Raw genomic sequence first — 24,982 nt, 5'->3', positions numbered from 1 at the left:
AATGAAAATGAAAAGAATTTTAATTGCTTGTGGGAATGGGATTGCGACTTCAACCGTAGTAGCATCAAAAGTGAAGGATTATCTGAATGAACATGGAGTTGAGGCTTCCACAACCCAAACCAAACTGATGGAAGTACCTAGTAAAGTTCAAGACTATGACTTGTTAGTGACAACTGGTCAATTTGAAGGTCAGACTGGTGAAGTTCCTGTGGTAAAGGGAATGCCTATTTTAACGGGAATTGGTTCTGAACAAACTATGGAAGAAATTTTGAATTATTTAAAATAAAAAATTTAAGGAGAAAAAAGAATGAATTATGTAATGAATGTATTCAATTTCTTTATTGACGCTGGTCCTACAGTGATGCTTCCTGTCATTATAACAATTATCGGCATGATTTTCGGTTTGAAAATCTCAAGAGCATTTAAGTCTGGGCTAACACTAGGAATCGGATTTGCAGGGATTCGTCTGATTCTAGATTTTATGACAACCAATGTCGGACCAGCAGCCCGTGCTATGGTAGAGCGGACCGGCGTACAGCTGGATGCCTTGGACGTAGGATGGGGCTCAATCGCGGCGGTTACTTGGGCATCTCCAATTATTGCACTGCTTATATTTGCTATATTGATCGTTAATATCATCTTGTTGGTTCTCAAAAGAACTCAAACGTTGGACGTTGATATTTGGAATTATCATCATATGGCTATTGTTGGTGTAATGGTTTATTTTGTGACTAAGAACGTAGCGTTAGGTGTGGGCGCATCAGTTGTAATGGCAATTGTCACATTTAAAATGTCTGATTGGTCACAGCCTTTGGTTGAAGATTTTTTTGGAATTCCAGGGGTTTCATTACCCGCGGTTTCAGCCTTATCTTCTTTAGTAATTGCATGGCCGTTAAACTGGCTTTTAGACCGCATTCCTCTTTTTCGAAATTCCAAGTTTACCATTAAGGATGCACAAAAATATTTGGGCTTCTTTGGGGACTCTATGATTATGGGCGGTGTCATAGGTATCGCAATCGGCTTTTTAGCTGGCTATGATATCACTCAGATTCTTCAATTAGGGGTTAGTATGTCTGCTGTCCTTGTTCTGATACCAAAAATGACCTCTCTTTTTATGGAAGGATTAATGCCTATTTCAGACGCAGCGCAAAAATGGTCTCAGAAGAAATTTAAAGGTCGCCGTTTATTTATTGGACTAGATGCAGCGGTTGTTGTGGGCAATCCAGATGTTATAACAACTGCACTGATTATTATTCCTTTAACAATTGCTATGGCTTTGGTCTTACCCGGAAATCGTGTGTTACCATTTGCCGATTTAGCTGTAGTTCCATTTCGAGTAGCAATGGTTGTTGCATTGACTAGAGGAAACTTGCTGAAAAACATTATTATCGGTTTAGTTGTCACAGCCTCTTTGCTTTGGTGTGGAACAGTCACTTCACCTATTCTAACCGAAATAGCCAAACAGGTAGGGATTGATCTTGGGTCCAGTGCCATGCTTATTTCTTCTTTTGCAGCAACTTCAATGATTCAAAGTTACCTGGTTTTCATTGCATTCACCTATGAACCGATGATTGGTATTCCAGTTCTTCTTCTAGGATTTGGCGGTGTATGGTATTTCTTTGAAGGAATCAAAAAAATTAATCGTGAAGCAGCAATTGAATAAAATATTGTCGAAAAAGAGGAGTAGATTGTTTTGAAAATTTCTAAAATTACAGTATATAAAGTAAAACCCCGCTGGATTTTTGTAAAATTGTCAACAGATGAAGGAATCGATGGCTGGGGAGAGATGATTTCTGGAACAAAAACCGAAACAGTTGTTGCAGGAGCTTATGAGGTAGGGGAAAGATTTCTGTTAGGACAAAACCCGTTTGAGATTGAGCGATTGTTCCAAGAAATGCACCGATCTTTCTTTCGTGGCGGTCCCATACATGGAACAATCGTTTCTGGTCTAGAGATGGCTTTGTGGGATATTAAAGGAAAAGCATTGAATGTTCCTATCTACGAACTATTAGGCGGTGCTGCTCGTGACAGAATCAAAGTATATTCTTGGATCGGCGGTGATCGTCCGGATGATGTCGCAGAGCAAGCACAAGATCGTGTTGACCGTGGGTTTACTGCAGTTAAAATGAACGCAACAGAGGAACTGCACTATATTGACTCTTATGTAAAGATAGAGGAAGTGGTGGAACGTGTCGCTTCGATTAGGGAACGCTTTGGTAATAAATTGGATATTGGAATTGATTTCCATGGGAGAGTCCACAAGCCGATGGCAAAAGTTTTAGCGAAGGCATTAGAACCTTATCATCCAATGTTTTTAGAAGAAGTTGTTCTTCCTGAGAATGAGGAACATTTTAAAGAAGTTGCCCAGCTTGTGGCAACGCCTTTAGCCACTGGGGAGAGACTGTATACTCGCTGGCAGTTTAAAACACTTTTTCAGCAAGGAGCAATAGATGTGATCCAGCCTGATGTGGCATTATGTGGAGGGATCATGGAAATGCGAAAAATAGCTGCCATGGCTGAAGCTTATGACGTGGCTGTTGCCCCGCACGCACCATATGGTCCCGTTGCTTTAGCAGCAACACTGCAAGTTGATTCTTGTACCCCAAATGTTTTTATTCAAGAGCAAAGCTTAGGAATCCATTACAATAAAGGTTTTGATCTGTTAGATTTTGTGAAAAACAAAGAAGTATTTCAGTATAAGGATGGCTATGTAGAATTACCAAGTAAGCCCGGTTTAGGGTTGGAGATGGATGAGGATAGAGTTAGAGATATTTCACAAGAAGGGTTGGTTTGGACCAATCCTAAATGGAAGAACTATGATGGCACTATTGCAGAATGGTAGTCTGAAAGGAAGTTATTCATGGCGGAAGCAATTATGATCAACTTATTTTTACTCGTTCTGTTAGTGATGCAACTCAAAGAGCAGCGCAAAATTCTTTTGCAGGCAAAAGCGAGCTCTATAAAAAAGACAACTGCTTTCATTCTGTCTGCGCTTCTTTTCGTCATTTTTTGGCCAGATCAGTTGAGTGACCAGTTGAAATTGTTTGCACTGATCGGCTTAGTCTGTTTAGTTGGTTTTTCAAAAGAAGGCTTAGGAGCAGATCAGCTGATCAAACTGGGTGTTTTAAAAGGTGAATATGATCAATATACCGCAATAGAGATTGAACAAACAGTAAATAATCAAACTTTTGTAACCTTTTATAAAAGCAAAAATAGCCGCTTCTCGCTTTTGTTTTCAGAGTCACCGCAAATCTTGGCAGAGTACTTCAGTTTATTGAAGAAGGAAGAGAAGCTAGTGTTTAAGGAAGAAGGATTGACGCAAAAGAAGCAAAGGAATACTAAAGTATCCCATTAATTTCGTTTGTGAAGAAGGACAAATTTAATAAATTGTGGTAATTCTTACTGATTTTAAGCAAAGACTAAAAATCAATCAGCTATATTTTTATTCACTATCGTCGGGTTATAAAAAAACTGGGAGAATGAACCATTCTCCCAGTTTTTTATCGTTTCGAAATCGCCGTGTGGGCATACGCCTCGATCAATGGAATGACTTCTAATTTTACTTTGTATTTGCGCTCTAGCGCAGTTTCGATGGTAAAAGTATCACTTTCTGTTTCAGAAATCGTTGCTAGAACACGATCTTCTTTCGGGGAAGCTTCGATCACGATCGTTTCTCCTGAAGATTGTTTGGCAGAAAATTTAGGGAATGCTGCGATTTTTTCAGCAAATGCTGAAAAAGTCATTGTGTTGTCAGCAGTATCAGCCATTGTTTCAGTTGCTTTTTCTACTTCTTTAGTTGATGCAGAGGTAGTCGGTGCAGCCGCTTCAGCTGGTGCTGATTCTTCCTTCACTTTCGCTGGTTCTTTTGCAGGAGCGGGTGCCGTACTTTCTTGCGGATTGGTCGGCAACCAGTAAGCAGCGATCTCATCGACTAAGTTATCGCTGAAACGATCAAGCAAACCAGCTTCTAAGCGTTGGATTCGTTTCACGACGATCTTGAAGTTCTCATCTAAAGGAACAGCGATTTTTTGTTCTTTTGGCGTTTCCTTCAACAATTCAATCAATAATTCCTCTTGGTTTTTAGGATTGATATACACAGTTGTCGGAAGGTCAAACTTATCTGCTGTTTTGCGCTCGATCGCTGTAAACAACTGTTGTCGAGCTGTTTCATAAGACGGGCGGAATTGTTGTTTCAATTTTGCTAATTGTTTCTTTTTCATAATCTTCTCCTCTCGATCACTATCGATTATAAGGAAAATTTGCAGAAAAGAACAGTGATTCTCATGAAAAAATACAAAAAAATTTATATACTTCCTGAAAAAACACCATCGCTGCTAAAAAAGCGGCGCTGGTGTTTCTACTAGATCATTGATTTGATGGTACTTGGGCATCAGGACCAAAAGGTCATTTTCGCCAGTTGCGACTAAGTAGTTTTCCCAAAGAAAAAAGCGTGGTTCCCCAGTAAGTTTCTCGGTCAGCATCTGCTGATAGTCGCTGGTCGTCCATTGACGTGCTGGAAAGTGTTGGACTTTGTCTGGCCAAACGAGAAAAACAAAATCAGCATGTAAGGCTTTTTGAACAGCAGGGGAGAGGTGATTCAAATCAGTTTTTTTCATAGGCTTCTCCTTTATAGAGAGTGAAATTAAAACCCTGTCGTATCTGGATTGGTCGCTTTCCCAACCACACCATCTAATTGATCGATCGTTTTCATGTCCTCTTCAGATAGCTCAAAATCAAAGACGTGGATGTTTTCTTCGATCCGACTTGGTGTGACTGATTTTGGTAATGGCAAGAAACCATGTTGTAAAGACCAGCGTAATGCAACTTGAGCGATTGATTTTTGATGCTTTTCAGCTAATGCTTTCATTTCTGGTACATCAAAGATCTTCCCAGTACCTAATGGGCTATATGCTTCAAGCAATACATTGTGTTCTTGGCAATAAGTCACGACTTCTTCTTGTAACTCGCCAGGTGCAAGGAAAATTTGATTGACCATTGGGAAGATAGTCGCTGTTTTTTTCAATTCCTCAAAATGATGTGGTAAGAAGTTGCTGACGCCGATCGCTTTGATTTTGCCTGCTTGATACAACTCTTCAAAAGCACGCCATGTTTCTGCGTTCGCTGTTTGCCAATTGTCGCGAAAAGCCACTGGATTTGGCCAATGGATCAAGAAAAGATCGATATAGTCTGTTTGTAATTTTTCTAAAGATTCTTCAAAAGAGGACATTACAAGATCATAAGAATGGTTCGCATTCCATAATTTTGTAGTCAAGAAAAGCTCTTCGCGAGGAATGCCGCTTTCTTTGATCGCTTGACCAACACTGGCTTCATTTTTATAGCCTTGTGCTGTATCAATATGGCGGTAACCTACTTCTAGTGCTTTTTTGACTGATGCTACGGCAACGTCGCCGTCTGGTGTTTGCCATGTGCCAAAGCCTAGCTCAGGGATGGTCACATTGTTTGATAACGTATAGCTGTTCATGTTCATTCCTCCGTTTTCTGTGATACTTCTAGTTTAGCAGACGAGGCAGGAATTTCCAATGATTGCACCTTTTAAAAAGAAAGCGAATGTTGAAGGAAAATGCCGATTCGCTCTTGTCAGTTCGCCTATTTATTTTGTACACTAGACAAATGGATAAGGAGCGTAACCAATGGATATTTATTTGAAACATGCGATTTTACACATTGTGGACCGTCAAACAGGCGATCCAGTTTTTTCTCAAGTTGAACTTGATTTAACAACGGAATACATTCGTGATTATTTGACGAAGAAAATACAGAAACTTGCTACACCGCAAACCAAAACAGGTCGTTTACTCGAAACTTCAACGATCGCTCAATTGGTCAAACAAGCACCAGACGACTTTATCGCAGCCAGTGAAGCGATCGTGCAACGCTGGTATGAAGCGTACAAGGAAAGTGAAGATGCGCCAAGTGCGGATGCGTTTGTCGTCTTATATGAATTAGATACAAGAATGCAGCTGGCTTTTTTGAAGGTCAATTATCAAGATGGCTATACGCATTTTATTGATAATGGGGAGGCTGGGATCGAAAATAATTTGATTTTGCATCGTGCCTTACTAGCTGGTAAAACCCAAAAGGCAGATGAAGGGATCACGATCGATGTGGAGAGCTTAGACTTTGAACTGATTGAAAAGAAATATAGCTTTTCAGGTGAAAAATACGCCTACTTTTCAACAAAAGTCATTGATGCCGAACCGATCCCATCTTTAGAAGAAAATGTCAAAGTCATCAAAAAAGTAGCCGAAAAAATTGGTCAGAAATTTGAAACACCCACCTATAACGTTGTTGCCGATTTGAAAGAAGCGGTCTACGATACGATCGAAGAATCTGGTCATATCGATGTGAGTGAAGTGGCGCAAAAAGTCTTTAAAGACAATATTACTGCTCAGCTTTCATTTCAAGAAGAAGTGGTTGAAAAAGGATTCGTCAATCAAGCACCGATGATGCGGGATGTTCGTGAGATCTCGGAGAAAAAATTTGGTAAGCAAAAACTAAAATTATCGAATGGAATCGAATTGATCGTTCCTTTGGATGTTTACCGAGATCCGAATTTGATCGAATTTATCAATAACCCCGATGGCACGATTTCCGTAACGATCAAAAATGTAGAAGAAGTGATTAATCGGATGTAACAAGAGCTGTTTCTAAGCAGACGATGGCAAAACAAGTACAAAAAAGCGGCTCTTTGTCAATAATGAAAATGGGGCTGAAGAATCAATTCTGATTCATCAGGCCCATAAATTATAGAGCACAAAAAGCAGGGCGTCCTCATTTAGAAAGAGGACGGCCTGCTTTTTTACAGACGCTTGCTTGATAGCAGCAATTATTGAGGGGTCAACTTTTCAAGAGCCGCTTGAGGAACGTCTTCTTCAGAAACTTCTTCCCAGCTTATAACGCCTTTGTTTGGATTGACCAATAGTTTCAAATAGGCGCCTTCTTTCAAAGGAGCGGAACGGTGTTCATTCATTTTGACCGTTTTGACGTCACCAGAGGCGCTGTAGGCTGTTTGTGTATAACGATAGATGTTTTCAACGACCCCCTCGTCACTGACTTCGGTATCGTGTTCCCCCGCATCGTTGATAACTGTATAATAGTCACTTCCACCATAGTAATAGTCATAAGTAAGGAAGCAGCCGCCAAGAAAAATTGCTGTAAAAACCAGCGCTGCAATGATTTTCTTCACATTTCTCACCTCATCTTCTATTATTCATAAAAACCAGGCTTGCGTCCAATGGATCACAAAAAGCAAAGAAATTCTTAGGGATTAGCTGCCGAGACCTCTTGCTTGACTTTGACTAATTTTGACCTATAATAAGGGTAGATTTAAACTTACAAAAAATAAGTTAATCCTTATCTCTTTGGAAGCGTAAATCGCAAAAATATGATTCGAGTCAACCAACGACTCAACTTTCTCTAGGAGGGAAACAATATGGCAAAACAACATTATGATCGTAGCAAACCCCATGTCAACATCGGAACGATTGGACACGTCGACCATGGGAAAACCACCTTGACTGCTGCAATTACCACAGTTCTTGGGAAAAAAGGGCTTGCCAATCCGCAAGATTACGCAAGTATCGACGCGGCTCCTGAGGAACGCGAACGTGGTATCACAATCAATACTGCTCATGTGGAATATGAAACGGAAAAACGGCACTATGCCCATATCGATGCACCGGGACACGCGGATTATGTGAAAAATATGATTACAGGGGCTGCTCAAATGGACGGCGCAATCTTGGTCGTATCAGCGACAGATGGCCCAATGCCACAAACACGGGAGCATATTTTGCTTTCTCGTCAAGTGGGTGTGAAACATTTGATCGTCTTTTTGAATAAGACGGACCTTGTCGATGATGACGAGTTGATCGATTTAGTTGAAATGGAAGTCAGAGAATTGCTGACTGAATATGATTTTCCTGGCGACGACATTCCTGTGATCAAGGGCTCTGCGTTAAAAGCCTTGGAAGGGGACCCAGATGCTGAAGCAGCGATCGTAACGCTGATGGATACAGTAGATGAATATATCCCAACGCCTGAACGAGATACTGACAAACCATTGTTGTTACCGATCGAAGATGTCTTTTCGATCACAGGACGGGGAACCGTTGCTTCTGGTCGGATCGATCGCGGCATGGTAAAAGTCGGGGATGAAGTAGAAATCGTCGGAATCAAACCTGAAACACAAAAAGCAGTCGTGACAGGGGTAGAAATGTTCCGCAAAACGATGGACTTCGGAGAAGCTGGCGATAACGTAGGGGTATTGTTACGGGGCATCACCCGTGATGAAATTGAACGTGGCCAAGTGTTAGCAAAACCAGGTTCTATCACACCGCATACGAAATTCCAAGCGGAAGTCTATGTGTTGACAAAAGAAGAAGGCGGTCGCCATACCCCATTCTTTAATAACTATCGCCCACAATTTTACTTCCGTACAACGGACGTAACTGGGAATATCGTTTTACCAGAAGGAACGGAAATGGTGATGCCTGGTGACAACGTAACGATCGATGTGGAATTGATCCATCCGATCGCTGTAGAAAATGGAACGACCTTCTCGATTCGTGAAGGTGGACGAACAGTCGGTTCTGGTATTGTTACCACGATCGAAAAATAATGATGCGTGAAACAGTGCTTTCTTTTGAAGAAGCGCTGTTTCCTTTTTCTTGTCGAAAGATCGCCAATCCCTCGGTCAGCTTAGGATTGCTTGTTTTTTTCTAAATAATCTTGTGATTTTATTAAGGATTTTTTAGGAGAGAAAAAATTCTAGTCAGCCCGTTCATTTCATAGTACGATAGATTCTGACTTAGAAAAGATGGGATGTATTTGATGAGAAAAATTCGACGTTTCCTAGGATTTATACTGAAGCTGGCCCTCGTGCTGCTACTGATCGGGGCAGGGGTTTGGGTCTATCGAAACTACACGGCATTGAAAGCTGTCTATGCGTATGAAGAAGCAATCGCGCAACAGACGCAAGCCCACGACATCTCTGAATATCAGTCATTAGCCATGAGCATCATGCTGACGGAGTCAAAAGGACAAGGCAACGACCCGATGCAAAGTTCTGAAAGTGTTTATGGAAAACAAAATCAGTTCGATACGCCAGAACAAAGCATCGAACAAGGTGTTTCCTATTTAGCAGAGTTGATTGAAAAAGCCGAGCAAATGAACTGTGATCTTTGGACCGCCGTACAGGCGTATAATTTTGGTACAGATTATATTGATTATGTCGCTGCCCGAGGGGGAGTGAACACCTTAGAGTTAGCAGAAACATATTCCAGAGAGGTTTTATCTCCATTGTTAGGCAATGATACGGAACAAACCTATCGTTACTGGGGCATCCAATCCGTTTTTTATAATGGTGGTCACCTGTATCATAACGGCGGCAATTTATTCTACGCTGATTTAATAAAAATGAATCAATGGAAGATCAATGTTACGGCGCGTTTCTTTTCATAAGCGTTGTAAAATAAGTGAAACAAAAAAGCTTGAAATACAAATAAAATATGGTAAAATCATTATGAGTGATTCTGTCTAATTATTCTTCGCACTGATATCTATTAGTGCGTTTTTTTACCTAGTAAACCGATGAATACTTACCAAATGGAGGTGAGTGGATGGCACGAATTCCTCAAACGGTCATTGACGACATTCGCGAACGTAGCAATATCGTCGATATCGTGGGACAGTATGTCCAGTTAAAGAAGTCTGGAAAAAATTATTTTGGTTTGTGTCCGTTCCATAATGAAAAATCACCTTCTTTTTCCGTTGCAGAGGACAAACAAATTTTTCATTGCTTTGGTTGTGGTCGTGGTGGAAATGTGTATGGTTTCTTACAGGAGCTTGAAGGGATCAGTTTTCCAGAAGCAGTCGTCAAAGTAGCAGAAATGAATGATATTCCTCTTGATCCGCAATATCAGCAGTCTGAAGGCATCAATGAAGCGACCTCACAAACGAGTCAATTGATTGCGTTACATGAAAAAGCCGCCGAAGTCTATCATCACATGTTGGTGAATACGGCTGCTGGACAAGAAGCGCTTGATTATTTATTAGATCGTGGATTGACGATGGCACTGATCGAAGAGTTCAATATTGGCTTTGCACCGAATGAACGCTCGTTTTTGGAGAAAGTTTTTTTGAATGAAAAAGCCAAAGCAGAGTTTTTTCCTGATACAGGACTCTTTGTTCAGCGCAACGATGGCTCACTGGCGGATCGCTTTTACCAGCGAATCATGTTTCCGATCCGCAATCCTCAGGGGAAAACGATTGGGTTTTCTGGTCGGTGGTTAGCAAGCGAAAAAGTCGGTGATCAAGACCAACCAAAATATTTAAATAGTCCTGAAACGATTCTTTTCAATAAACGCGAGGTTCTTTTCAACTTTGACAAAGCGCGACGAGCGATGCGTAAAGATGGTCAAGTGTATTTATTTGAAGGATTTATGGACGTGATCGCCGCTTGGCAAGCAGGGATCGAAAATGGGATCGCCTCGATGGGGACCAGCCTGACCAATCAGCAGATCGCTCACATCGAGCGAGTGGCACAAGAAGTGATTCTTTGTTACGATGGAGATAGTGCAGGGGTTGAAGCCACGAACCGTGGGATCGATCTTTTGCAAAACAATAGCCGCTTGAAATTATCTGTGGTTCGAGTGCCGGAACGGATGGACCCAGATGACTATTTGCGCAAATATGGGACAGAAGCTTTTTATAAATTAGCTGTACATGGGAAAGAAACCGTCTTTGCTTTCAAAATGGATTACCATCGAGCAAATCGAAATTTGGCCAATGAGAAAGAGCAGCTAGATTATGTCCAAGTCGTTTTAAAGGAATTACAGCGGGTGGATTCTTTGCTGGAGCAAGACCGTTATTTGACTCAGTTGTCCACAGAGTTCAACTTGAGCCGTGAGACCTTGCAGCAGCAGCTCAAGCAAAACCGGCAAGAGAAGCAGCCGCGGCAAGATGCACCGCCGCCAGCGCCAACAACCAATCCTATGGTCTTTACGCCGCCAACGCGGCAGCAGCCCAAAACACAGGTAGAAAAAGCACAAGAATTATTATTGTACCGTTTGTTTCATGACAGTACGTTAAACCATCGCTTTCGAGCGAGTGGCATATCCTTTATCCATGATCGTTACCAACAGCTTTATCTGCTGTTTGATGCGTATATGGAAACAGAAGAACACTTTGTTTTAGCAAAGTTCTTAGATTTTTTAAAAGAAGATTCAATGAAAAAAATGGTGATCGATATTGCAGATCTTAAAGCTTCTGAGGAAGGGACTGAACAAGAATTTCAGGACATTCTGCAGGTATTTCAAAAGTCGGGCATTGCTGAAGAAATCAATCAAAAACGAATCCAGCAGCAAGAAGCAAGACAAAAAGGAAACCAGCAATTAGAACTTGAACTTGCGATCGAAATCATTGATTTGACCAAACGGTTGAAACAAGCTAAATAGCGAACTGAAAGGGGCTTTCTTTCATGGCAGAAGAAACAAAAAAAACGTATGACAAAGCAGTTGCCGAATACATCCGAGAAAACAAAACAAAGGGGCAAGTTGTTTACGATGACATTACGAATCGTTTAGCAACGCCGTATACTTTGGATGCTGATGCAATGGACAAATTAATTCAAAAACTGGAGGATTCAGGCATCAGTGTCGTGGATGAAAATGGAGAGCCTTCAGTCCATAGTCTAAAGAGCAATGAAAAACGACAAGAAACACAACCTCAAGAAGATCTGTCTGCACCAACTGGTGTGAAAATCAATGACCCCGTTCGGATGTACTTGAAAGAAATCGGTCGTGTGCCGTTATTGACCGCAGAAGAAGAAGTGGCGCTCGCACTGAAAATCGAAGAAGGCGATCAAGAGGCAAAACAGCGTTTGGCAGAAGCCAATCTACGTTTGGTCGTTAGTATTGCCAAACGTTATGTGGGTCGAGGAATGCAGTTCCTTGATTTGATCCAAGAAGGAAACATGGGCTTGATGAAAGCCGTTGAGAAATTCGACTACCGCAAAGGGTTCAAATTCTCGACGTATGCGACCTGGTGGATCCGTCAAGCGATCACCCGTGCGATCGCTGACCAAGCGCGAACCATTCGTATTCCTGTGCATATGGTGGAAACCATCAACAAATTGATCCGTATTCAACGGCAATTGCTGCAAGACTTAGGGCGCGAACCGACACCAGAAGAAATCGGCGCAGAAATGGATCTGCCGACGGAAAAAGTTCGTGAAATCTTGAAGATCGCCCAAGAACCTGTTTCATTAGAAACACCGATCGGTGAAGAAGACGATTCTCATCTAGGTGATTTTATTGAAGACCAAGATGCCACAAGTCCAGCAGAGCATGCGGCTTATGAGCTGTTGAAAGAGCAGTTAGAAGATGTACTGGATACGTTGACTGACCGTGAAGAAAACGTGCTGCGCTTGCGTTTCGGAATCGATGATGGTCGTACTCGGACATTAGAAGAAGTCGGCAAAGTCTTTGGGGTAACGAGAGAACGGATTCGTCAGATCGAAGCAAAAGCATTACGGAAACTACGCCATCCATCTCGTTCAAAACAATTGAAAGATTTCTTAGAATAATCAAGGTTTATCGACTTTCCAAAGGAACCCTTTGGAAAGTCTTTTTTATTCAGATTCTGTCCTCTCGACACAAGATTGGTAAAGAACTTAATAAAAACGTAACCAAGCAAGTGTTGGCTAATTGCCAAGAATGTGATAAATTTAATTTTGTGCATCTGCATCAAAACGTAACAAACAACGAAGTGTCAAAAAAGACCCATTATTTGCTGGTCTAAAAAAAGAAGCAGTAGGTACAGCAAGCGTCTGATGAAAGAGGCGACTGCTTCATAAAAGGAAATGCAAAAAACAAAAGGAGTCAGTTTGAATCAATGAAGAAGACATGTCCTGAATGTGGATTTCAAGCAATAGAAGAAACACCCGTTTGTCCCAATTGCGGGTTCCAATGGAACCAGGCAAAGGAGAATGAACTGGAACCAACATCTGACTCTTCCGTTACGCCAGAAGAGCCACAGAATAAAAATGATGATATTCGCTGGTCAGACTTTAAAAACGTCCCGATCGGAAAAATGGAGGAGCACTTAGGTGATCGGCCATCCTCAAATGAAGAAACGATCGACCTCGCGCAGCAAGGGACTTTTTCTGATGAGCAACATGTAACCCCCACATCAGCCTCTAAGAAAGAAGCTGAGGAAAAAACGGAAGTAGAAAGCTCTAGCGCAACGCAAGAGCATGCGACATCAGCCAGTGAGGAAGCAAGTGAAACCGATGCATTAAGTACGGAGGAACAGCATGACGCTGATATTTTGGCTGCTTATATCCGCCAACACAAACTTGATGAAGAAGAAAAAGCCGCTGCTCTAGAAGCAGAAGCCGCCGCTGATGATTTGTCTGCTACTGAAGAAGAAAGTCAGGAACAAGCCAGTGAGGAACCTCTACTGATAAGCGAAGATGAACCAGTGACGGATCCAGTCATTGAAGAAGCGAAGAAGCAGCCAGAACCAGTGATCGATCCAATTCCTGAGCCGATCACCGCAGCGGATGAAGCACCGAAAAAGGCGACTACTGAAGAAAAAACGTCGACGCCTAGCGAAAAAAAGAAGAGTCCTCGCAAAGCACTCTATATTACAGCGGCTTGTTTATTAGTGGCAGCTGGTGGCGGTTGGGCGTATTACTATCAACAGCAGCAACAAGAAACTGCCCGAGAAACGCAACTGGCGCAGGAAAACCGTACACTCGATCAAATTGAAAATGAGCTGAATGATTTTTATACAAATGATGAACGAGTGTTCATTAAAAACGACAAAACATCAGAACAGCTGACGGCTGTGACGAATCAGTTGGCAGAGTTTCAAGACCATGAACGGTACGATGCCTTGTCACAAGAAGCTGCGACGATCGCTGACAAACTAGCAACTTTGACCGAGATCAACAGCTATTTTAGCAGTCCTGCCGTTGTGGAAGATCAATTGGAAGAAGTCTCATTGAAAGAAGCGGCTGCCGTCACAATGGCGAAGCGTGAGAACGGGGATGCCTTTGATGAGTTGATCAATCAAGCCATCGACATGGGACAAAAAGAGTTCAGTGCGATCGAGGAAGTTCAAAATGCGGTGAAAAGCATGGTGGCTTTAAGTGGTGATGGTGAAGCACCTGAAAGTGTCACCCGTGAGAACTACAATGCCTTGATGAAAAAAGTCCAAGCTTTACCGATCGATTCATTGGTGGAAAGTCTCACTGCTGATCTGCGCAAAGTCGATACTGCGTTGACGAAGCGTGAAACCGCTACGCAAGAAGCAGCGGCACAACAACAAGCGGCCCAAGAAGCAGCACAAGCGGCGGCTTCTGAGAACAACGCTTCCGCTTCAAGCGGCGGTTCTACAAGCGCTGCGACGCCTGCACAAAGCACGTCTGAAGAAGAGTATGTGCTTTCGCCAAATACGCCAACAAATACCAATAATCAGCCAATTATTCCAGCCCGTCAAAGTGATTTGAATGATGTAAACAATAGCGCTTGGGTGTGGGCAGATGGTGTCCAAGAAAAAATCATTGCCACAGCGATTGCCCGTGGTTACGTGGTTGATGGTGGTTATACTTTTGAACGCGTGCGGATCGTCAACGGCGAAGGCTATTACAATTTTTATGCGACAAATGCCCAAGGCAGCTTGCTTAAAGGAACGGATGATTCAGCGTTCCCGCTATACTTATTTACGGTAAACGCCAAAACTGGCTATTTCAGAGGCAATGGGAACGATCACACCGTTCGCTAAGTCTCCTGAGTCACTAGAAAACTTTCAGAGTTATTACATGCACATGTGAAAAATACTTGTTTCCCCTCCCTGTTTTCGATATGATGAAAGATAATCGTTCAAACAGGGAGGGTTTTTTGTGCAGAAAATAGAAAGATATGATCGCTTTGAAGATGGGGTCATTGCTTGTGTACCAACGATTCTTGGGTACCTAGGGATTGGTTTTGCGATGGGGGTCGTAGGAAAAGGTGTTGGGTTGTCGATTCTTGAAATTATTTTAATGTCTATTATTGTCTATGCAGGCAGTGCTCAATTTATTATTTGTGCATTACTCGCGATTCAAGCACCTTTCATGACGATCGTCGCAACCGTCTTTTTAGTGAATTTACGACATTTCTTAATGAGCTTATCAGTGGCTTCCTATTTTAAAAAGACTCCTTTGCTTTCTGCTATTGGGATTGGGACGCTTTTGACTGATGAGTCCTATGGCGTTTTGACGACGGCACTGCAACAAGACAAACCAGTCACAGCGCAATGGACCCATGGGTTGAACGTGATGGCGTATTTGAGTTGGATCTTCGCAACCTTTTTGGGCGGACTATTAGGCTCGTTTATTCCAGATCCAGAAGCGTTAGGCTTAGATTTTGCCTTGGTAGCCATGTTTGTTGGTCTTTTTTTATTTCAAGTAGAGCGACCCCTCAAGAAGAAAACCCAGCAAACGCTCTTCGTACTCGGGGCAGTTGTGGGGACATTGATTTTATTTATGCGTTTTTCTACTGCTGAGATCGCGGTAATTGCTGCGACCTTGGCAGGATGTTTGGTTGGGACGGTGACACATCATGACTAATTTTGTTATACTAATGCTAGCATGTGGGTTGGTTACTTGGATTCCGCGGATCGTTCCTTTTTTATTTTCTAAAAAGCTCGTATTTCCAAAACCTTTCACCATCTTTTTGAGTTACTTGCCGTTGTGTATTTTGGCGGCATTGTTGGTTCAAAATTTGCTGATCTTTCGAGAAGGGCAATTTCCCATCTTGAAAGTCAAAGAAACTGTTGCCTGTATCCCAGCATTGTTGGTGGGGTATTATACAAAAGATTTGATGAAGATCGTTATCACAGGCGTTATTGCTATGGCACTGCTGCGTTTCTTTTTCTAGCAACGGGCAGTTTTTATGAAGAAGGAGAGAATAGATGAAAGACTTATTAGCATCCGTATTTAGCGGATTGATCATTGATGAAAATGAACAGAATTATTTTGTTCAAAAAGGCGGGGTTACCTTCCGACTAGCCAAGGAAGAAGGCGAACATCATTTAGGTGAAGCCGTCGAAGGGTTTGGCTATCAAAACCAAAAGCAAGAAAATGTACTCACTACGAATATTCCGAAAAGCCGCAAAGGGCATTATGCCTTTGGTACAGTCACAGGAAGCCGTCGCGACTTAGGCGTTTTCGTCGATATCGGTTTAAAAGACAAGGACATGGTGGTTTCATTAGATGAATTGCCAACAATGCGGGAACTTTGGCCCAAAAAAGGTGACCGTTTGATGGTCAGCTTGCGCGTCGACGACAAAGAGCGTATATGGGCTTCGTTAGCAGATGAGAAAATCTTCAAGGCACTGAGTAAGAATGGTACGGAACAGATGAAGAATCAAGATGTTACAGGTACCGTGTATCGCTTAAAACTAGCGGGAACCTACTTATTGACGGATGATTTTTATATTGGCTTCGTCCACCCATCAGAGCGCTATCAAGAGCCGCGTCTTGGGGAAGTTGTCAAAGGACGAGTGATTGGGGTTCGTCCAGATGGCGTCTTGAACCTTTCGTTGAAACCAAGAGCCCACGAGGCGATTTCAAATGATGCCGCCATGGTCCTAACCTTTTTAGAACGAGCACCAGAAAATAAAATTCCTTTTACCGATAAATCAGCACCAGAAGAGATTTTACAAACGTTTGGTATTAGTAAAGGCCAATTTAAACGGGCGTTAGGAACCTTGATGAAACAGCGTTTGATTGAGCAAAAAGACGGCTTCACGATTCTTGTTAAAAAACCTAATTGAGAATACTTGTTTCTTTTGCTGTTCTAATTTATAATGATTACAATGTTTGTCTTGAGTGATTCTCACTCAAATTAGAATCGTTATAAATTAGCGGCATACGGAGGCAACTATGAACACAACAGCAGCGTTAAAAAAGACCAAGAAACAATTGCACGAGTCGGGGTTCAAATTAACTCCTCAGCGAGAAGCGACGTTGTTGGTCTTATTAGAAAATGAGAAAGATCATTTATCCGCCGAAGAGATTTTCTTCTTTGTGCGCAAAAAAAATTCTGAGATTGGCTTAGCAACCGTCTATCGAACATTGGAGATTTTGACGGATTTGAAAATCGTCGATAAAGTCAGCTTTAATGACGGTGTCGCTCGTTATGACCTACGTAAAGAAGGCGCCAAACATTTCCATCATCACTTGTTGTGTTTGGAATGCGGCAATATTGAAGAGGTTGAAGAGGATCTGTTGGGCACAGTCGAGGAGATCGTCGAACAAAAGTACCATTTTTTAGTAAAGGATCATCGGTTGACATTTCATGGTGTCTGCCAAAAATGCCAAAACAAAGCCTAGTGTCTGTAGCTGGGCAATTTGAAAAGATTTTGTTATCACCCGAATGATAGTCAGATGGTTTCAATAGGAAGAGTGCCCTTTTTTCCGATTTGAAAGAAACCAAAAAATCTGCTATGATTCGGGTGTTTCCTTGGGCAAAAGATACGGTAGATGCCTCTTTTTTTGTTGGCAAGCTACTATCTAAACGAGCCAGAATTTGATATGATAAAAAAGCTGAAAGTAGAGGAAGCCCCATGAACGAACAAATTATTGATTATCTTCATTATTTGACCATTGAGCGCGGGCTATCCCAAAATACCCGTGCCAGCTACCAGCGGGATCTGCAACAGTATCTTGCGTTTTTACAAAAAAAACAAGTGACGCAGTGGCAACAGATCGACCGAGTGATCGTTTTGTCTTTTTTGCAAAGTCTGCAAGAGGCGGGAAAATCCTCGGCAACCGTGATTCGGATGGTTTCCAGTTTGCGAAGATTCCATCAATATTTGCGTCAAGAACGGTTGACAGATCATGATCCGATGCAGCATATTGATTCGCCGAAAAAACAGCAGAAGCTACCTGACACTTTGAGTTTGCAGGAAGTGGAGCGCTTGATCGAAACACCAGATACTCGAGCGGTGTTGGGCATTCGCGATCGAGCGATTCTGGAAGTGATGTATGCGACAGGTTTGCGCGTCAGCGAGTTGATCGGCTTGAAATTGAATGATTTGCATTTAAGTATGGGCTTGTTGCAAACAACCGGGAAAGGCGACAAAGAACGAATCGTCCCATTAGGGGATTTAGCGATTCAATGGATCGAAACGTATCTCAGCGATGCACGTCCGTATTTGACGAGAAAAACACCGGATGAAAGCCACCTGTTTGTAAACAACCATGGCACGCAGCTGTCTCGTCAAGGAATCTGGAAAAATTTAAAAGCCTTGGTTCGACAAGCTGGGATCACCAAAAATGTGACTCCCCATACGTTGCGCCATAGTTTTGCGACCCATCTATTAGAAAACGGGGCAGATCTGCGAACGGTTCAAGAGCTGTTAGGACACGCAGATATCTCGACCACTCAGATTTACACGCATATAACGAAGAAACGGATGACGGAAGTGTACAAGCAGCACTTTCCGCGCGCCTAGAAATCGAGGATGGAATGGAAGAAATCAAAATAAAATTAGCTGTCTTTGAAGGACCGTTGGATTTGCTGCTTCATTTGATCAAAAAACTGGAAATCGATGTTTATGACATTCCAGTTGCAACCATCACCGAACAATACATGCAGTATATCCATGCCATGAAAATTTTAGAATTAGAAGTCGCTGGTGAATATTTAGTCATGGCGGCAACTCTGATGGCGATCAAAAGCCAGATGCTGTTACCGAAACAAGAGCTGATTGCTGAAGTGGAAGAGTACGAAGAAGATCCACGGGATATGCTGGTGGCACAGCTGCTAGAATACCGCAAATTTAAGTATGCAGCCGAGCAGCTTTCCGAAAAAGCAGAAGAGCGCAGTTTGTATTATACGAAAGATCCGATGGATGTCGATGAATACAAAGAGGAAGAAGATCAGTTAAGAGCCAATCAATTCAATACGATCGATCTCTTTTTGGCTTTTCAAAAAATGATCGAGAAAAAGAAAAATCGCCAAGTACTAGAAACCAAAATTTCTCCTGATGAAAGTACCATCGATGAAAAGATGGCGGCGATTCAGCTGGAGATGCAGCATGTTAGTGCTAAAAAAGGCCGCAGCTTTGATTCGTTTTTTACGACCTACAATAAAACAGAAGTTGTGGTAACTTTTATGGCACTGTTAGAATTAATGAAAAAAGGAACGATTCGAGTAGAGCAAACAGACAATTATGCGTCGATTCTGCTCTATCCAACAGGTAAAGAAGATGAGTAAATATAGTGAATTAGAAGCGATCTTATTCGTCGTCGGTGATGAGGGGATCGGACTTGAAGAATTGAGTTACTTAGTCAAAAGCAATACTGCCAGTGTCTATCAGCATTTGCAGGAACTAAATCAGCAATATGAAGAAAATGAACATACTGCGTTGCATATTCTTGAAGTGGGCAATCATTTTATTTTGACCACCAAGAAACAATTTGCCCCTTTATTGAAGAAATATGCTGAATCACCGATGGGCAGCTCGTTGTCGCAGGCCGCTTTAGAAACGTTGTCGATCATTGCTTACAAGCAGCCGATCACTCGGATGGAAGTAGAAGAGATCCGCGGCGTCCAATCTAGCGGATCGGTTCAAAAATTGGTGGCAAAACGACTGATTGAAGAAAAAGGCCGCGTTGACGGACCAGGACGAGCGATCCTATATGGTACGACGGAATACTTTATGGATTATTTTGGCTTAAAAAGTTTGGCTGAATTACCCGATATCCAATCCATGGAAGATGAACTTGAAGAAGATGCACCGTTTGATCTTTTTTACGACCGCTACAAACAAGCAGAAACAGAAGGAGAATGAAGATGGAACGTTTGCAAAAAGTGATTGCCCATGCTGGCATCACCTCAAGAAGAAAAGCTGAAGGATTGATAACCGAAGGCCGAGTGCGTGTCAACGGGCAAGTGATCAAAGAATTAGGGGTCCAAGTTAGCTCAAAAGATGTTGTTGAAGTCGATGGTGTACCAATCGAACAAGAACAACACGTCTATTATCTATTCTACAAACCTCGTGGTGTGATCTCAGCTGTAACGGATGATAAAAAGCGCAAAGTCGTTTTGGATTATTTTGCTGAAGTTCCTGAACGGGTGTATCCCGTCGGGCGCTTGGACTATGATACCTCTGGTTTGTTATTGCTGACAAATGATGGGGAATTGTCACAGACACTGATGCATCCGAAACACGAAGTCGACAAAGTGTACGTTGCCAAGGTCAAAGGGATTGCGGATAAAAAGCAGCTGCTCCCATTGACAAAAGGGATTCGGATCGAAGGTCGTAAGACGGCACCTGCTCGCTTTGAGATCTTGTCGACAGACCAAACAGCGCAATCTAGTATTGTGCAATTGACGATCCACGAAGGACGCAACCATCAAGTCAAAAATATGTTAAAAGCAGTTGGTTTGCCTGTGCAAAAATTAAAACGGGAAAATTATGGTCCGTTAGATTTGAAAGGCCTTCGTCCAGGGGAATACCGAGAGCTGACGAAGAAGGAAGTCAGCCAGCTGAAAAACAGTGCAAAATAATTGAAAATTATCTGAAAACGTAACTATTGTTAATTTTTAGATTTTGTGTATAATAGAACATGTAATAAATAGAATAAAGGTTCGTCTTCAGGGGCAGGGTGCAATTCCCGACCGGTGGTTATAGTCCACGACCTATTTCTTCGGAAATAGCTGAATCGGTGAAATTCCGATACCGACAGTACAGTCTGGATAAAGAAGATAGAGCGTATTTGATTTGCTTATGGCTATTTCGAATGCCCTCTTTTTTCCCTGTGGAAAAAAGAGGGCATTTTTTGTCTGGCGCCGACAAGAAAGCCGAGGAAATTTAATAGGTTCGTTTGAAGAGGAATCCTGAACTTAGGAGGATTTATACTGATGAACAACAAAACAAGAAAAATGGTGACGATCGCCATGTGTGCTGCTATGGGAACAATTTTGCAATTTATCGCTTTTCCGATTTTCCCAGCGTTCAGCTTTTTAAAGATCGATTTTAGTGATATTCCCGTGATGATCATGATGTTTTTATTTGGTCCTTGGAGCGGGGTATTGACTGCTTTCATTCGTTCGGTGCTGCATTTGTTCTTATCTGGTTTTTCACCTGCTGATATGGTGGGGGATACGGCAAGCTTTTTAGCATCATGTGCCTTTACTTTGCCAATGTACTACTTTTTCCGCAAAGGTATTCACACCAAAAACAAAATGGTTGGTGTCATCAGCGGTATCTTGTCGGTAACGATTTTTATGAGTGTGGCGAACCTATTTGTGATCACACCGCTTTACCTGCGCTTTTTCGGGGTCACAGCCGATCAATTTTTAGGAATGTCTTTGCCGCAATATGTGGCGATCGGGATCTTACCTTTCAATTTGGTCAAAGGCGCAATCGTCAGTGCCGTCTTTTTAGCACTTCACGCCAAACTGCTGCCATGGTTGGCTCGTAAGCAGCCCCATCATTCTGCTATAGGAAAATAAAAAAATGAGCCGACTTGCTGTTGCAGACGAAAGGTCTGTCAATGGCAAGTCGGCTTTTTTTATTTTTCCATGATAATCGCACGGGTAGGGCATTTGCGATAAGCAGTTTTGACTTTTTCTTGTTGGTCTTCTATGATAAACTGTTGCCGAGCATTTGGTTCTTGGGCAAATAAAACGATCCCGTCTTCATCATAATCGAAGATCTCGGGGGCATAGATCGCACATAGGCCACAAGCAATGCAGCGCTCAGGAATAATTTTACAGCGTTGTGACATTTTTTAGTCCTTTCTGGAGGGGAAATATGGATTCTTTTATTTTAGCGCTGTTTTCTGATACTGACAAGCTGCGCCCATCAACACTTTATCAAATTCTCATTGGTAAGCGTACTAGCTCTGTCTTGAGTTATGCCTTTTTTTATGATCGCTTAGGTCTCTTTCAATCGTTGCCCCAGTTGAATGAGAAAGCGTATCAACAGACGCTCGCTAACTTGATCCAACGAGGGGCTCTAAGTCGAGATTCAGATGGTCTGCTGCTCAAAACGACCGCTAGAAACAGCCAGCAGCTAGGTGAACGATTGTTGCGTTATGCGAATTACTTTCGTTATGGACGAACGACGGAGGAGGCTTGGCGTTTTGTTCGGCTGCTGGTTCAAGCAGCTGCGTATCAAGGCGTGACCAATCAGTATATTCCCGTTGAAAACACGCCACTCTATACAGAACCTGTCCGTCAGCTGATCCGTCACAATCCTGACATCAAAAAGTGCCTGTATCAAGAGCTAACAGCAATTTTTGACCAGCTTCCCGCAGAAGTGGCAGATTTTTTAGCGGGCACCTTATCGGGTCTAGATATTCTAGGGCAGGCGTTTTTTCAGCTTTTACCAGAAAATGTTCGAAGTAAGCCTTGGGACACTCTTTATGTAGGAGCTTCGATCCATCAATTTTTAACCTTGATCGAAAAAACGCCCCAGACGATCCTGTTTCGAGGATTGTCGCCTTTTCTAAAGAGAAGTTTAAACCAAAGCATGGTGGAAAGCCGAGCATTGTTTTTGCGAGGCGATTCTGTCGAGCAGATTATGGAAAAAAGAAGGATCAAACGAGGAACTGTTAATGATCATTTGATTGAGTGGGCATTGCTTGATCCCACGTTTCCTTTTCAGCGCTTTGATACAGCGTTGTTGAAAAAGCTGCCAGAAGCTTCTTGGAAAAATAGCTACCAAGAATTACAGGCGCTTCTTACGACTGATTTTTTGACGATTCGTTTGTTACAGATTGCTCAGAAGCGGGGGATTCGATGTTAGAAGATGCACTGAATCAGTATTTTGGTTTCAAAACATTCCGCCAAGGACAAAAAGAAGTCATCGAAAGTGTTTTAGCACAGCAAGATACGTTAGCGATTCTGCCTACTGGGAATGGCAAAAGTCTGTGCTATCAGCTGCCAGGGTACCTAGTAGACGGGATCGTGATCATTATCTCGCCGTTAGTCTCTTTGATGGAAGATCAAGTCTACGGCTTACAAAAGCAAGGGGAAAAACACGCGATTGCGTTTAATAGTCAATTGGACCTTGCTGATCGCCAGTATGTGATGCAGCATTTGCAGAAGTACAAGTTTTTGTTTTTAAGTCCAGAAATGATCGTACAAGAAGCTGTTTTGCATCAATTGGAACAGGTTAAGATCGCCATGCTCGTGGTGGATGAAGCCCATTGTGTTTCGCAATGGGGCATTGATTTTCGACCAGAGTACTTGCAGCTTGGTGAAGTAAAGAAACGCTTGAAGGCACCTGTCACATTAGCCTTGACGGCTACTGCAACAGCACAAGTGGAAGCAGACATACGGCAAGTATTATTAGCAAAGAACGCCAATGTCTACCGTTATTCGATGAACCGCAGCAATATCGGCTTGTTCGTAGAGCAAACGACAGACAAAGATGCGGCATTAGCAGACTATCTCAGCCGCTTAGGCGGGGCTGGGATCATCTACTGTTCCACAAGAAGCAAAGTCGAAGAAGTCTATAACAAACTGCGTCAGCGCTATTTGGTAGGCTATTATCATGGTGGTCTCGCGAGTGATCAAAGAAAAACGTTGCAGCAGCAGTTTTCTCAGAATAAATTAAAATTACTCGTTGCTACCAATGCCTTTGGGATGGGGATCAATAAGGAAGATATTCGCTTTGTGATCCATTATGATCTACCTGATTCGTTAGAGAATTACAGTCAAGAAATCGGGCGAGCTGGTCGTGATGGCAAACAAAGCAATGCGATTTTGCTTTATCAGGAACATGATGAGCAGATCCATTACTTCTTTCAGCGAGAAAATAAAGAAGAACGCCTTGCTTTAGAACGAATGGTTCAGGAGAAGAGGAAAGAACCCTTGACACCGTTGCAAGAAAAGTGGCAGCAAAAAATGAAAGAGTTGGGGACTTCCTTTTGGCTGGAAACATTAAAACGCAATGAACAGCAAAAACAAGAACAATTACAGAAAATGTTGGCTTATATTCATTTTACAGGTTGTCGCCGACAATTTTTACTGGCGCATTTCGGAGAGGAAGCCCAGGAGAATCCTTATTGTTGCGACAATGACGGGATCGAAATAGCGGGTGAAGAACAGCTGCCCGAGAAAAAGGAAGCCCATCATTGGCAGGAACGTTTAATAAAAATTTTTAAAGATATAAATTGAATCGTATTTTGTAGGACAGTTTTTATTTACCTATGGTATAATACATCGGAAGGAAACTAGGAGGGAATACGAGTGAGCAAGAAAGACAATGACTACAATTCAGAAAATCAAGAACCGTGGGAACAACCAATCTATGATACAGAATACGATGATTCTGCATCAAGATCCCAACAAAGAAAACAAAAGCGTGGGAATTCACTCTTTTTGACGATCGTTTTAGTTTTGCTTTTCTTGATCGTGGCAATTCCGGTTGGTGCCGGTATTTGGGTATTGAACCATAACAATGATGCCCCAACCACAGCAAGTTCGAGCAGTACTGTAGAAAGTACGACAGAGTCTTCAACAACCGAATCATCAACGACGGAATCATCCACTACGGAATCGACAAGTGAAACGAGTTCGTCAACAAGTGAATCAAGTTCTTCATCAAGTAGCAGTAGTTCTGCACCAGCTTCAACGACGCCATCAAGTAGTGAACCGGCGCAACAAGAAAACAATGCGGGACAAGAGAATACGCAAACTGATCAAGGTCAAGGCGCAACTGGTACCGAGGAATACACGACAGTCCAAGCTGGCGAAGGTCCTGAACAAGTGGCAGCCCGTACAGGCATCTCAGTTGAAACCCTATATCAATTAAATGGGATTGATCCAAACAACTACATGCTTTACCCTGGCGACACCTTACGAATTAAATAAAAAACCGCTTTGGCGGTTTTTTTTCTTGAAAGAAAGAAGCCAAGGTGGGCGATAAGCAGAAACGATGAAGGAATACA

Annotated in this window: 27 protein-coding genes and 1 riboswitch; of the genes, 22 read left to right on the top strand and 5 right to left on the bottom strand. The window is 42.3% G+C overall.

Annotated features, from left to right (window positions below; all coding sequences use genetic code 11):
• Positions 1 to 7 precede the first annotated feature (7 nt).
• From ACI3E5_RS11220 to ACI3E5_RS11205, 4 genes are read left to right on the top strand one after another with little or no spacing between them, the layout of a single operon-like run.
• Positions 8 to 286 carry a PTS sugar transporter subunit IIB gene (locus ACI3E5_RS11220; RefSeq protein WP_005229267.1) on the top strand — a complete coding sequence of 93 codons (279 nt, stop codon included), beginning with the start codon at positions 8 to 10 and terminating at the stop codon, positions 284 to 286.
• Positions 287 to 307: 21 nt separating this feature from the next.
• Positions 308 to 1,663 carry a PTS galactitol transporter subunit IIC gene (locus ACI3E5_RS11215; RefSeq protein WP_325845602.1) on the top strand — a complete coding sequence of 452 codons (1,356 nt, stop codon included), beginning with the start codon at positions 308 to 310 and terminating at the stop codon, positions 1,661 to 1,663.
• 30 nt (positions 1,664 to 1,693) lie between these two features.
• The gene (gene dgoD, locus ACI3E5_RS11210) at positions 1,694 to 2,842 is read left to right on the top strand and encodes a galactonate dehydratase (protein WP_060792348.1); all 1,149 of its coding nucleotides are present in this window, start codon (positions 1,694 to 1,696) and stop codon (positions 2,840 to 2,842) included.
• Between the two features lie 18 nt (positions 2,843 to 2,860).
• Entirely contained in the window at positions 2,861 to 3,355 is a 495-nt protein-coding gene (locus ACI3E5_RS11205) for a hypothetical protein (RefSeq protein WP_289229770.1), read from the top strand.
• Positions 3,356 to 3,500: 145 nt separating this feature from the next.
• On the opposite strand, the gene ACI3E5_RS11200 is transcribed toward ACI3E5_RS11205, so the two are convergent.
• The 3 genes from ACI3E5_RS11200 to ACI3E5_RS11190 form a co-directional block, all read right to left on the bottom strand.
• The gene (locus ACI3E5_RS11200; RefSeq protein ID WP_010749217.1) at positions 3,501 to 4,220 is read right to left on the bottom strand and encodes a hypothetical protein; all 720 of its coding nucleotides are present in this window, start codon (positions 4,218 to 4,220) and stop codon (positions 3,501 to 3,503) included.
• Positions 4,221 to 4,334: 114 nt separating this feature from the next.
• Entirely contained in the window at positions 4,335 to 4,616 is a 282-nt protein-coding gene (locus ACI3E5_RS11195) for a hypothetical protein (protein WP_015510084.1), read from the bottom strand.
• Positions 4,617 to 4,642: 26 nt separating this feature from the next.
• Positions 4,643 to 5,488, bottom strand: coding sequence for an aldo/keto reductase (locus ACI3E5_RS11190; protein ID WP_411814133.1), 846 nt, complete (start codon positions 5,486 to 5,488; stop codon positions 4,643 to 4,645).
• Positions 5,489 to 5,651: 163 nt separating this feature from the next.
• On the opposite strand from ACI3E5_RS11190, the gene ACI3E5_RS11185 reads away from it, so the two are divergent.
• Positions 5,652 to 6,656 carry a nucleoid-associated protein gene (locus tag ACI3E5_RS11185; protein ID WP_005229284.1) on the top strand — a complete coding sequence of 335 codons (1,005 nt, stop codon included), beginning with the start codon at positions 5,652 to 5,654 and terminating at the stop codon, positions 6,654 to 6,656.
• Between the two features lie 191 nt (positions 6,657 to 6,847).
• On the opposite strand, the gene ACI3E5_RS11180 is transcribed toward ACI3E5_RS11185, so the two are convergent.
• The gene (locus tag ACI3E5_RS11180) at positions 6,848 to 7,207 is read right to left on the bottom strand and encodes a YxeA family protein (RefSeq protein ID WP_015510082.1); all 360 of its coding nucleotides are present in this window, start codon (positions 7,205 to 7,207) and stop codon (positions 6,848 to 6,850) included.
• Between the two features lie 246 nt (positions 7,208 to 7,453).
• Between ACI3E5_RS11180 and tuf the strand changes: the two genes are divergently transcribed.
• The 14 genes from tuf (at position 7,454) to ACI3E5_RS11110 (ending at position 21,536) form a co-directional block, all read left to right on the top strand.
• The gene (gene tuf, locus ACI3E5_RS11175; RefSeq protein WP_325845604.1) at positions 7,454 to 8,641 is read left to right on the top strand and encodes an elongation factor Tu; all 1,188 of its coding nucleotides are present in this window, start codon (positions 7,454 to 7,456) and stop codon (positions 8,639 to 8,641) included.
• A 212-nt stretch (positions 8,642 to 8,853) separates the two neighbouring features.
• A complete protein-coding gene (locus ACI3E5_RS11170; protein ID WP_005229291.1) occupies positions 8,854 to 9,483 on the top strand; it encodes a lysozyme family protein in 630 nt (209 codons plus the stop codon).
• Positions 9,484 to 9,641: 158 nt separating this feature from the next.
• Entirely contained in the window at positions 9,642 to 11,477 is a 1,836-nt protein-coding gene (dnaG, locus tag ACI3E5_RS11165) for a DNA primase (protein ID WP_213356778.1), read from the top strand.
• Positions 11,478 to 11,500: 23 nt separating this feature from the next.
• Positions 11,501 to 12,607 (top strand): RNA polymerase sigma factor RpoD, encoded by a 1,107-nt coding sequence (rpoD, locus tag ACI3E5_RS11160; RefSeq protein ID WP_005229298.1) that lies wholly within the window; start codon positions 11,501 to 11,503, stop codon positions 12,605 to 12,607.
• 308 nt (positions 12,608 to 12,915) lie between these two features.
• Positions 12,916 to 14,811: a cell division site-positioning protein MapZ family protein gene (locus tag ACI3E5_RS11155; RefSeq protein ID WP_325845607.1), complete on the top strand. Its 1,896-nt coding sequence runs from the start codon at positions 12,916 to 12,918 to the stop codon at positions 14,809 to 14,811.
• Between the two features lie 118 nt (positions 14,812 to 14,929).
• The gene (locus ACI3E5_RS11150; RefSeq protein WP_325845608.1) at positions 14,930 to 15,637 is read left to right on the top strand and encodes an AzlC family ABC transporter permease; all 708 of its coding nucleotides are present in this window, start codon (positions 14,930 to 14,932) and stop codon (positions 15,635 to 15,637) included.
• Complete coding sequence (locus ACI3E5_RS11145) at positions 15,630 to 15,947, top strand: AzlD domain-containing protein (RefSeq protein ID WP_010749225.1); 318 nt, start codon at positions 15,630 to 15,632, stop codon at positions 15,945 to 15,947. The genes ACI3E5_RS11150 and ACI3E5_RS11145 overlap by 8 nt, the downstream gene beginning before the upstream one ends.
• A gap of 34 nt (positions 15,948 to 15,981) precedes the next feature.
• Positions 15,982 to 16,845: a CvfB family protein gene (locus ACI3E5_RS11140; RefSeq protein ID WP_015510077.1), complete on the top strand. Its 864-nt coding sequence runs from the start codon at positions 15,982 to 15,984 to the stop codon at positions 16,843 to 16,845.
• Between the two features lie 109 nt (positions 16,846 to 16,954).
• The gene (gene fur, locus ACI3E5_RS11135; protein ID WP_015510076.1) at positions 16,955 to 17,404 is read left to right on the top strand and encodes a ferric iron uptake transcriptional regulator; all 450 of its coding nucleotides are present in this window, start codon (positions 16,955 to 16,957) and stop codon (positions 17,402 to 17,404) included.
• Positions 17,405 to 17,637: 233 nt separating this feature from the next.
• Positions 17,638 to 18,528: a site-specific tyrosine recombinase XerD gene (gene xerD / locus ACI3E5_RS11130; protein ID WP_015510075.1), complete on the top strand. Its 891-nt coding sequence runs from the start codon at positions 17,638 to 17,640 to the stop codon at positions 18,526 to 18,528.
• Positions 18,529 to 18,542: 14 nt separating this feature from the next.
• On the top strand, positions 18,543 to 19,292 hold the full coding sequence (locus ACI3E5_RS11125) for a segregation/condensation protein A (RefSeq protein WP_005229314.1): 750 nt from the start codon (positions 18,543 to 18,545) through the stop codon (positions 19,290 to 19,292).
• Positions 19,285 to 19,869, top strand: a complete 585-nt coding sequence (gene scpB, locus ACI3E5_RS11120; protein ID WP_005229316.1) for an SMC-Scp complex subunit ScpB — start codon at positions 19,285 to 19,287, stop codon at positions 19,867 to 19,869. Before ACI3E5_RS11125 ends, scpB begins: the two co-directional genes overlap by 8 nt.
• 2 nt (positions 19,870 to 19,871) lie before the next feature.
• Complete coding sequence (locus ACI3E5_RS11115) at positions 19,872 to 20,588, top strand: pseudouridine synthase (protein ID WP_074536680.1); 717 nt, start codon at positions 19,872 to 19,874, stop codon at positions 20,586 to 20,588.
• A 79-nt stretch (positions 20,589 to 20,667) separates the two neighbouring features.
• Positions 20,668 to 20,792: riboswitch (FMN riboswitch) on the top strand.
• A 150-nt stretch (positions 20,793 to 20,942) separates the two neighbouring features.
• Positions 20,943 to 21,536 carry an ECF transporter S component gene (locus tag ACI3E5_RS11110; protein WP_010749232.1) on the top strand — a complete coding sequence of 198 codons (594 nt, stop codon included), beginning with the start codon at positions 20,943 to 20,945 and terminating at the stop codon, positions 21,534 to 21,536.
• A gap of 59 nt (positions 21,537 to 21,595) precedes the next feature.
• Here ACI3E5_RS11110 and ACI3E5_RS11105 read toward each other — a convergent pair whose 3' ends face one another.
• Positions 21,596 to 21,811, bottom strand: coding sequence for a ferredoxin (locus ACI3E5_RS11105; protein WP_005229322.1), 216 nt, complete (start codon positions 21,809 to 21,811; stop codon positions 21,596 to 21,598).
• 26 nt (positions 21,812 to 21,837) lie between these two features.
• On the opposite strand from ACI3E5_RS11105, the gene ACI3E5_RS11100 reads away from it, so the two are divergent.
• The 3 genes from ACI3E5_RS11100 to ACI3E5_RS11090 all read left to right on the top strand — a co-directional run bounded on the left by ACI3E5_RS11100 (position 21,838) and on the right by ACI3E5_RS11090 (position 24,905).
• Entirely contained in the window at positions 21,838 to 22,833 is a 996-nt protein-coding gene (locus tag ACI3E5_RS11100; protein ID WP_498821700.1) for a helix-turn-helix domain-containing protein, read from the top strand.
• Positions 22,827 to 24,209 carry a RecQ family ATP-dependent DNA helicase gene (locus ACI3E5_RS11095; RefSeq protein WP_086338031.1) on the top strand — a complete coding sequence of 461 codons (1,383 nt, stop codon included), beginning with the start codon at positions 22,827 to 22,829 and terminating at the stop codon, positions 24,207 to 24,209. Before ACI3E5_RS11100 ends, ACI3E5_RS11095 begins: the two co-directional genes overlap by 7 nt.
• Before the next feature lie 72 nt (positions 24,210 to 24,281).
• The gene (locus ACI3E5_RS11090; protein WP_015510072.1) at positions 24,282 to 24,905 is read left to right on the top strand and encodes a LysM peptidoglycan-binding domain-containing protein; all 624 of its coding nucleotides are present in this window, start codon (positions 24,282 to 24,284) and stop codon (positions 24,903 to 24,905) included.
• The last annotated feature ends 77 nt before the right edge of the window (positions 24,906 to 24,982 follow it).

This window comes from Candidatus Enterococcus avicola (assembly GCF_047470845.1).
Classification (GTDB): Bacteria; Bacillota; Bacilli; order Lactobacillales; family Enterococcaceae; genus Enterococcus_D; species Enterococcus_D casseliflavus.
This window is presented reverse-complemented; position numbering and strand designations above follow the sequence as displayed.

What these genes read in the sequence shown, in the direction of transcription:
- ACI3E5_RS11220 (WP_005229267.1), top strand. Translation starts at nt 8, where the DNA reads ATGAAAAGAATTTTAATTGCTTGTGGGAATGGGATTGCGACTTCAACC.
- ACI3E5_RS11215 (WP_325845602.1), top strand. Translation starts at nt 308, where the DNA reads ATGAATTATGTAATGAATGTATTCAATTTCTTTATTGACGCTGGTCCT.
- ACI3E5_RS11205 (WP_289229770.1), top strand. Translation starts at nt 2,861, where the DNA reads ATGGCGGAAGCAATTATGATCAACTTATTTTTACTCGTTCTGTTAGTG.
- ACI3E5_RS11200 (WP_010749217.1), bottom strand. Translation starts at nt 4,220, where the DNA reads ATGAAAAAGAAACAATTAGCAAAATTGAAACAACAATTCCGCCCGTCT.
- ACI3E5_RS11195 (WP_015510084.1), bottom strand. Translation starts at nt 4,616, where the DNA reads ATGAAAAAAACTGATTTGAATCACCTCTCCCCTGCTGTTCAAAAAGCC.
- ACI3E5_RS11190 (WP_411814133.1), bottom strand. Translation starts at nt 5,488, where the DNA reads ATGAACATGAACAGCTATACGTTATCAAACAATGTGACCATCCCTGAG.
- ACI3E5_RS11185 (WP_005229284.1), top strand. Translation starts at nt 5,652, where the DNA reads ATGGATATTTATTTGAAACATGCGATTTTACACATTGTGGACCGTCAA.
- tuf (WP_325845604.1), top strand. Translation starts at nt 7,454, where the DNA reads ATGGCAAAACAACATTATGATCGTAGCAAACCCCATGTCAACATCGGA.
- ACI3E5_RS11170 (WP_005229291.1), top strand. Translation starts at nt 8,854, where the DNA reads ATGAGAAAAATTCGACGTTTCCTAGGATTTATACTGAAGCTGGCCCTC.
- dnaG (WP_213356778.1), top strand. Translation starts at nt 9,642, where the DNA reads ATGGCACGAATTCCTCAAACGGTCATTGACGACATTCGCGAACGTAGC.
- rpoD (WP_005229298.1), top strand. Translation starts at nt 11,501, where the DNA reads ATGGCAGAAGAAACAAAAAAAACGTATGACAAAGCAGTTGCCGAATAC.
- ACI3E5_RS11155 (WP_325845607.1), top strand. Translation starts at nt 12,916, where the DNA reads ATGAAGAAGACATGTCCTGAATGTGGATTTCAAGCAATAGAAGAAACA.
- ACI3E5_RS11145 (WP_010749225.1), top strand. Translation starts at nt 15,630, where the DNA reads ATGACTAATTTTGTTATACTAATGCTAGCATGTGGGTTGGTTACTTGG.
- ACI3E5_RS11140 (WP_015510077.1), top strand. Translation starts at nt 15,982, where the DNA reads ATGAAAGACTTATTAGCATCCGTATTTAGCGGATTGATCATTGATGAA.
- fur (WP_015510076.1), top strand. Translation starts at nt 16,955, where the DNA reads ATGAACACAACAGCAGCGTTAAAAAAGACCAAGAAACAATTGCACGAG.
- xerD (WP_015510075.1), top strand. Translation starts at nt 17,638, where the DNA reads ATGAACGAACAAATTATTGATTATCTTCATTATTTGACCATTGAGCGC.
- ACI3E5_RS11125 (WP_005229314.1), top strand. Translation starts at nt 18,543, where the DNA reads ATGGAAGAAATCAAAATAAAATTAGCTGTCTTTGAAGGACCGTTGGAT.
- scpB (WP_005229316.1), top strand. Translation starts at nt 19,285, where the DNA reads ATGAGTAAATATAGTGAATTAGAAGCGATCTTATTCGTCGTCGGTGAT.
- ACI3E5_RS11115 (WP_074536680.1), top strand. Translation starts at nt 19,872, where the DNA reads ATGGAACGTTTGCAAAAAGTGATTGCCCATGCTGGCATCACCTCAAGA.
- ACI3E5_RS11110 (WP_010749232.1), top strand. Translation starts at nt 20,943, where the DNA reads ATGAACAACAAAACAAGAAAAATGGTGACGATCGCCATGTGTGCTGCT.
- ACI3E5_RS11105 (WP_005229322.1), bottom strand. Translation starts at nt 21,811, where the DNA reads ATGTCACAACGCTGTAAAATTATTCCTGAGCGCTGCATTGCTTGTGGC.
- ACI3E5_RS11100 (WP_498821700.1), top strand. Translation starts at nt 21,838, where the DNA reads ATGGATTCTTTTATTTTAGCGCTGTTTTCTGATACTGACAAGCTGCGC.
- ACI3E5_RS11095 (WP_086338031.1), top strand. Translation starts at nt 22,827, where the DNA reads ATGTTAGAAGATGCACTGAATCAGTATTTTGGTTTCAAAACATTCCGC.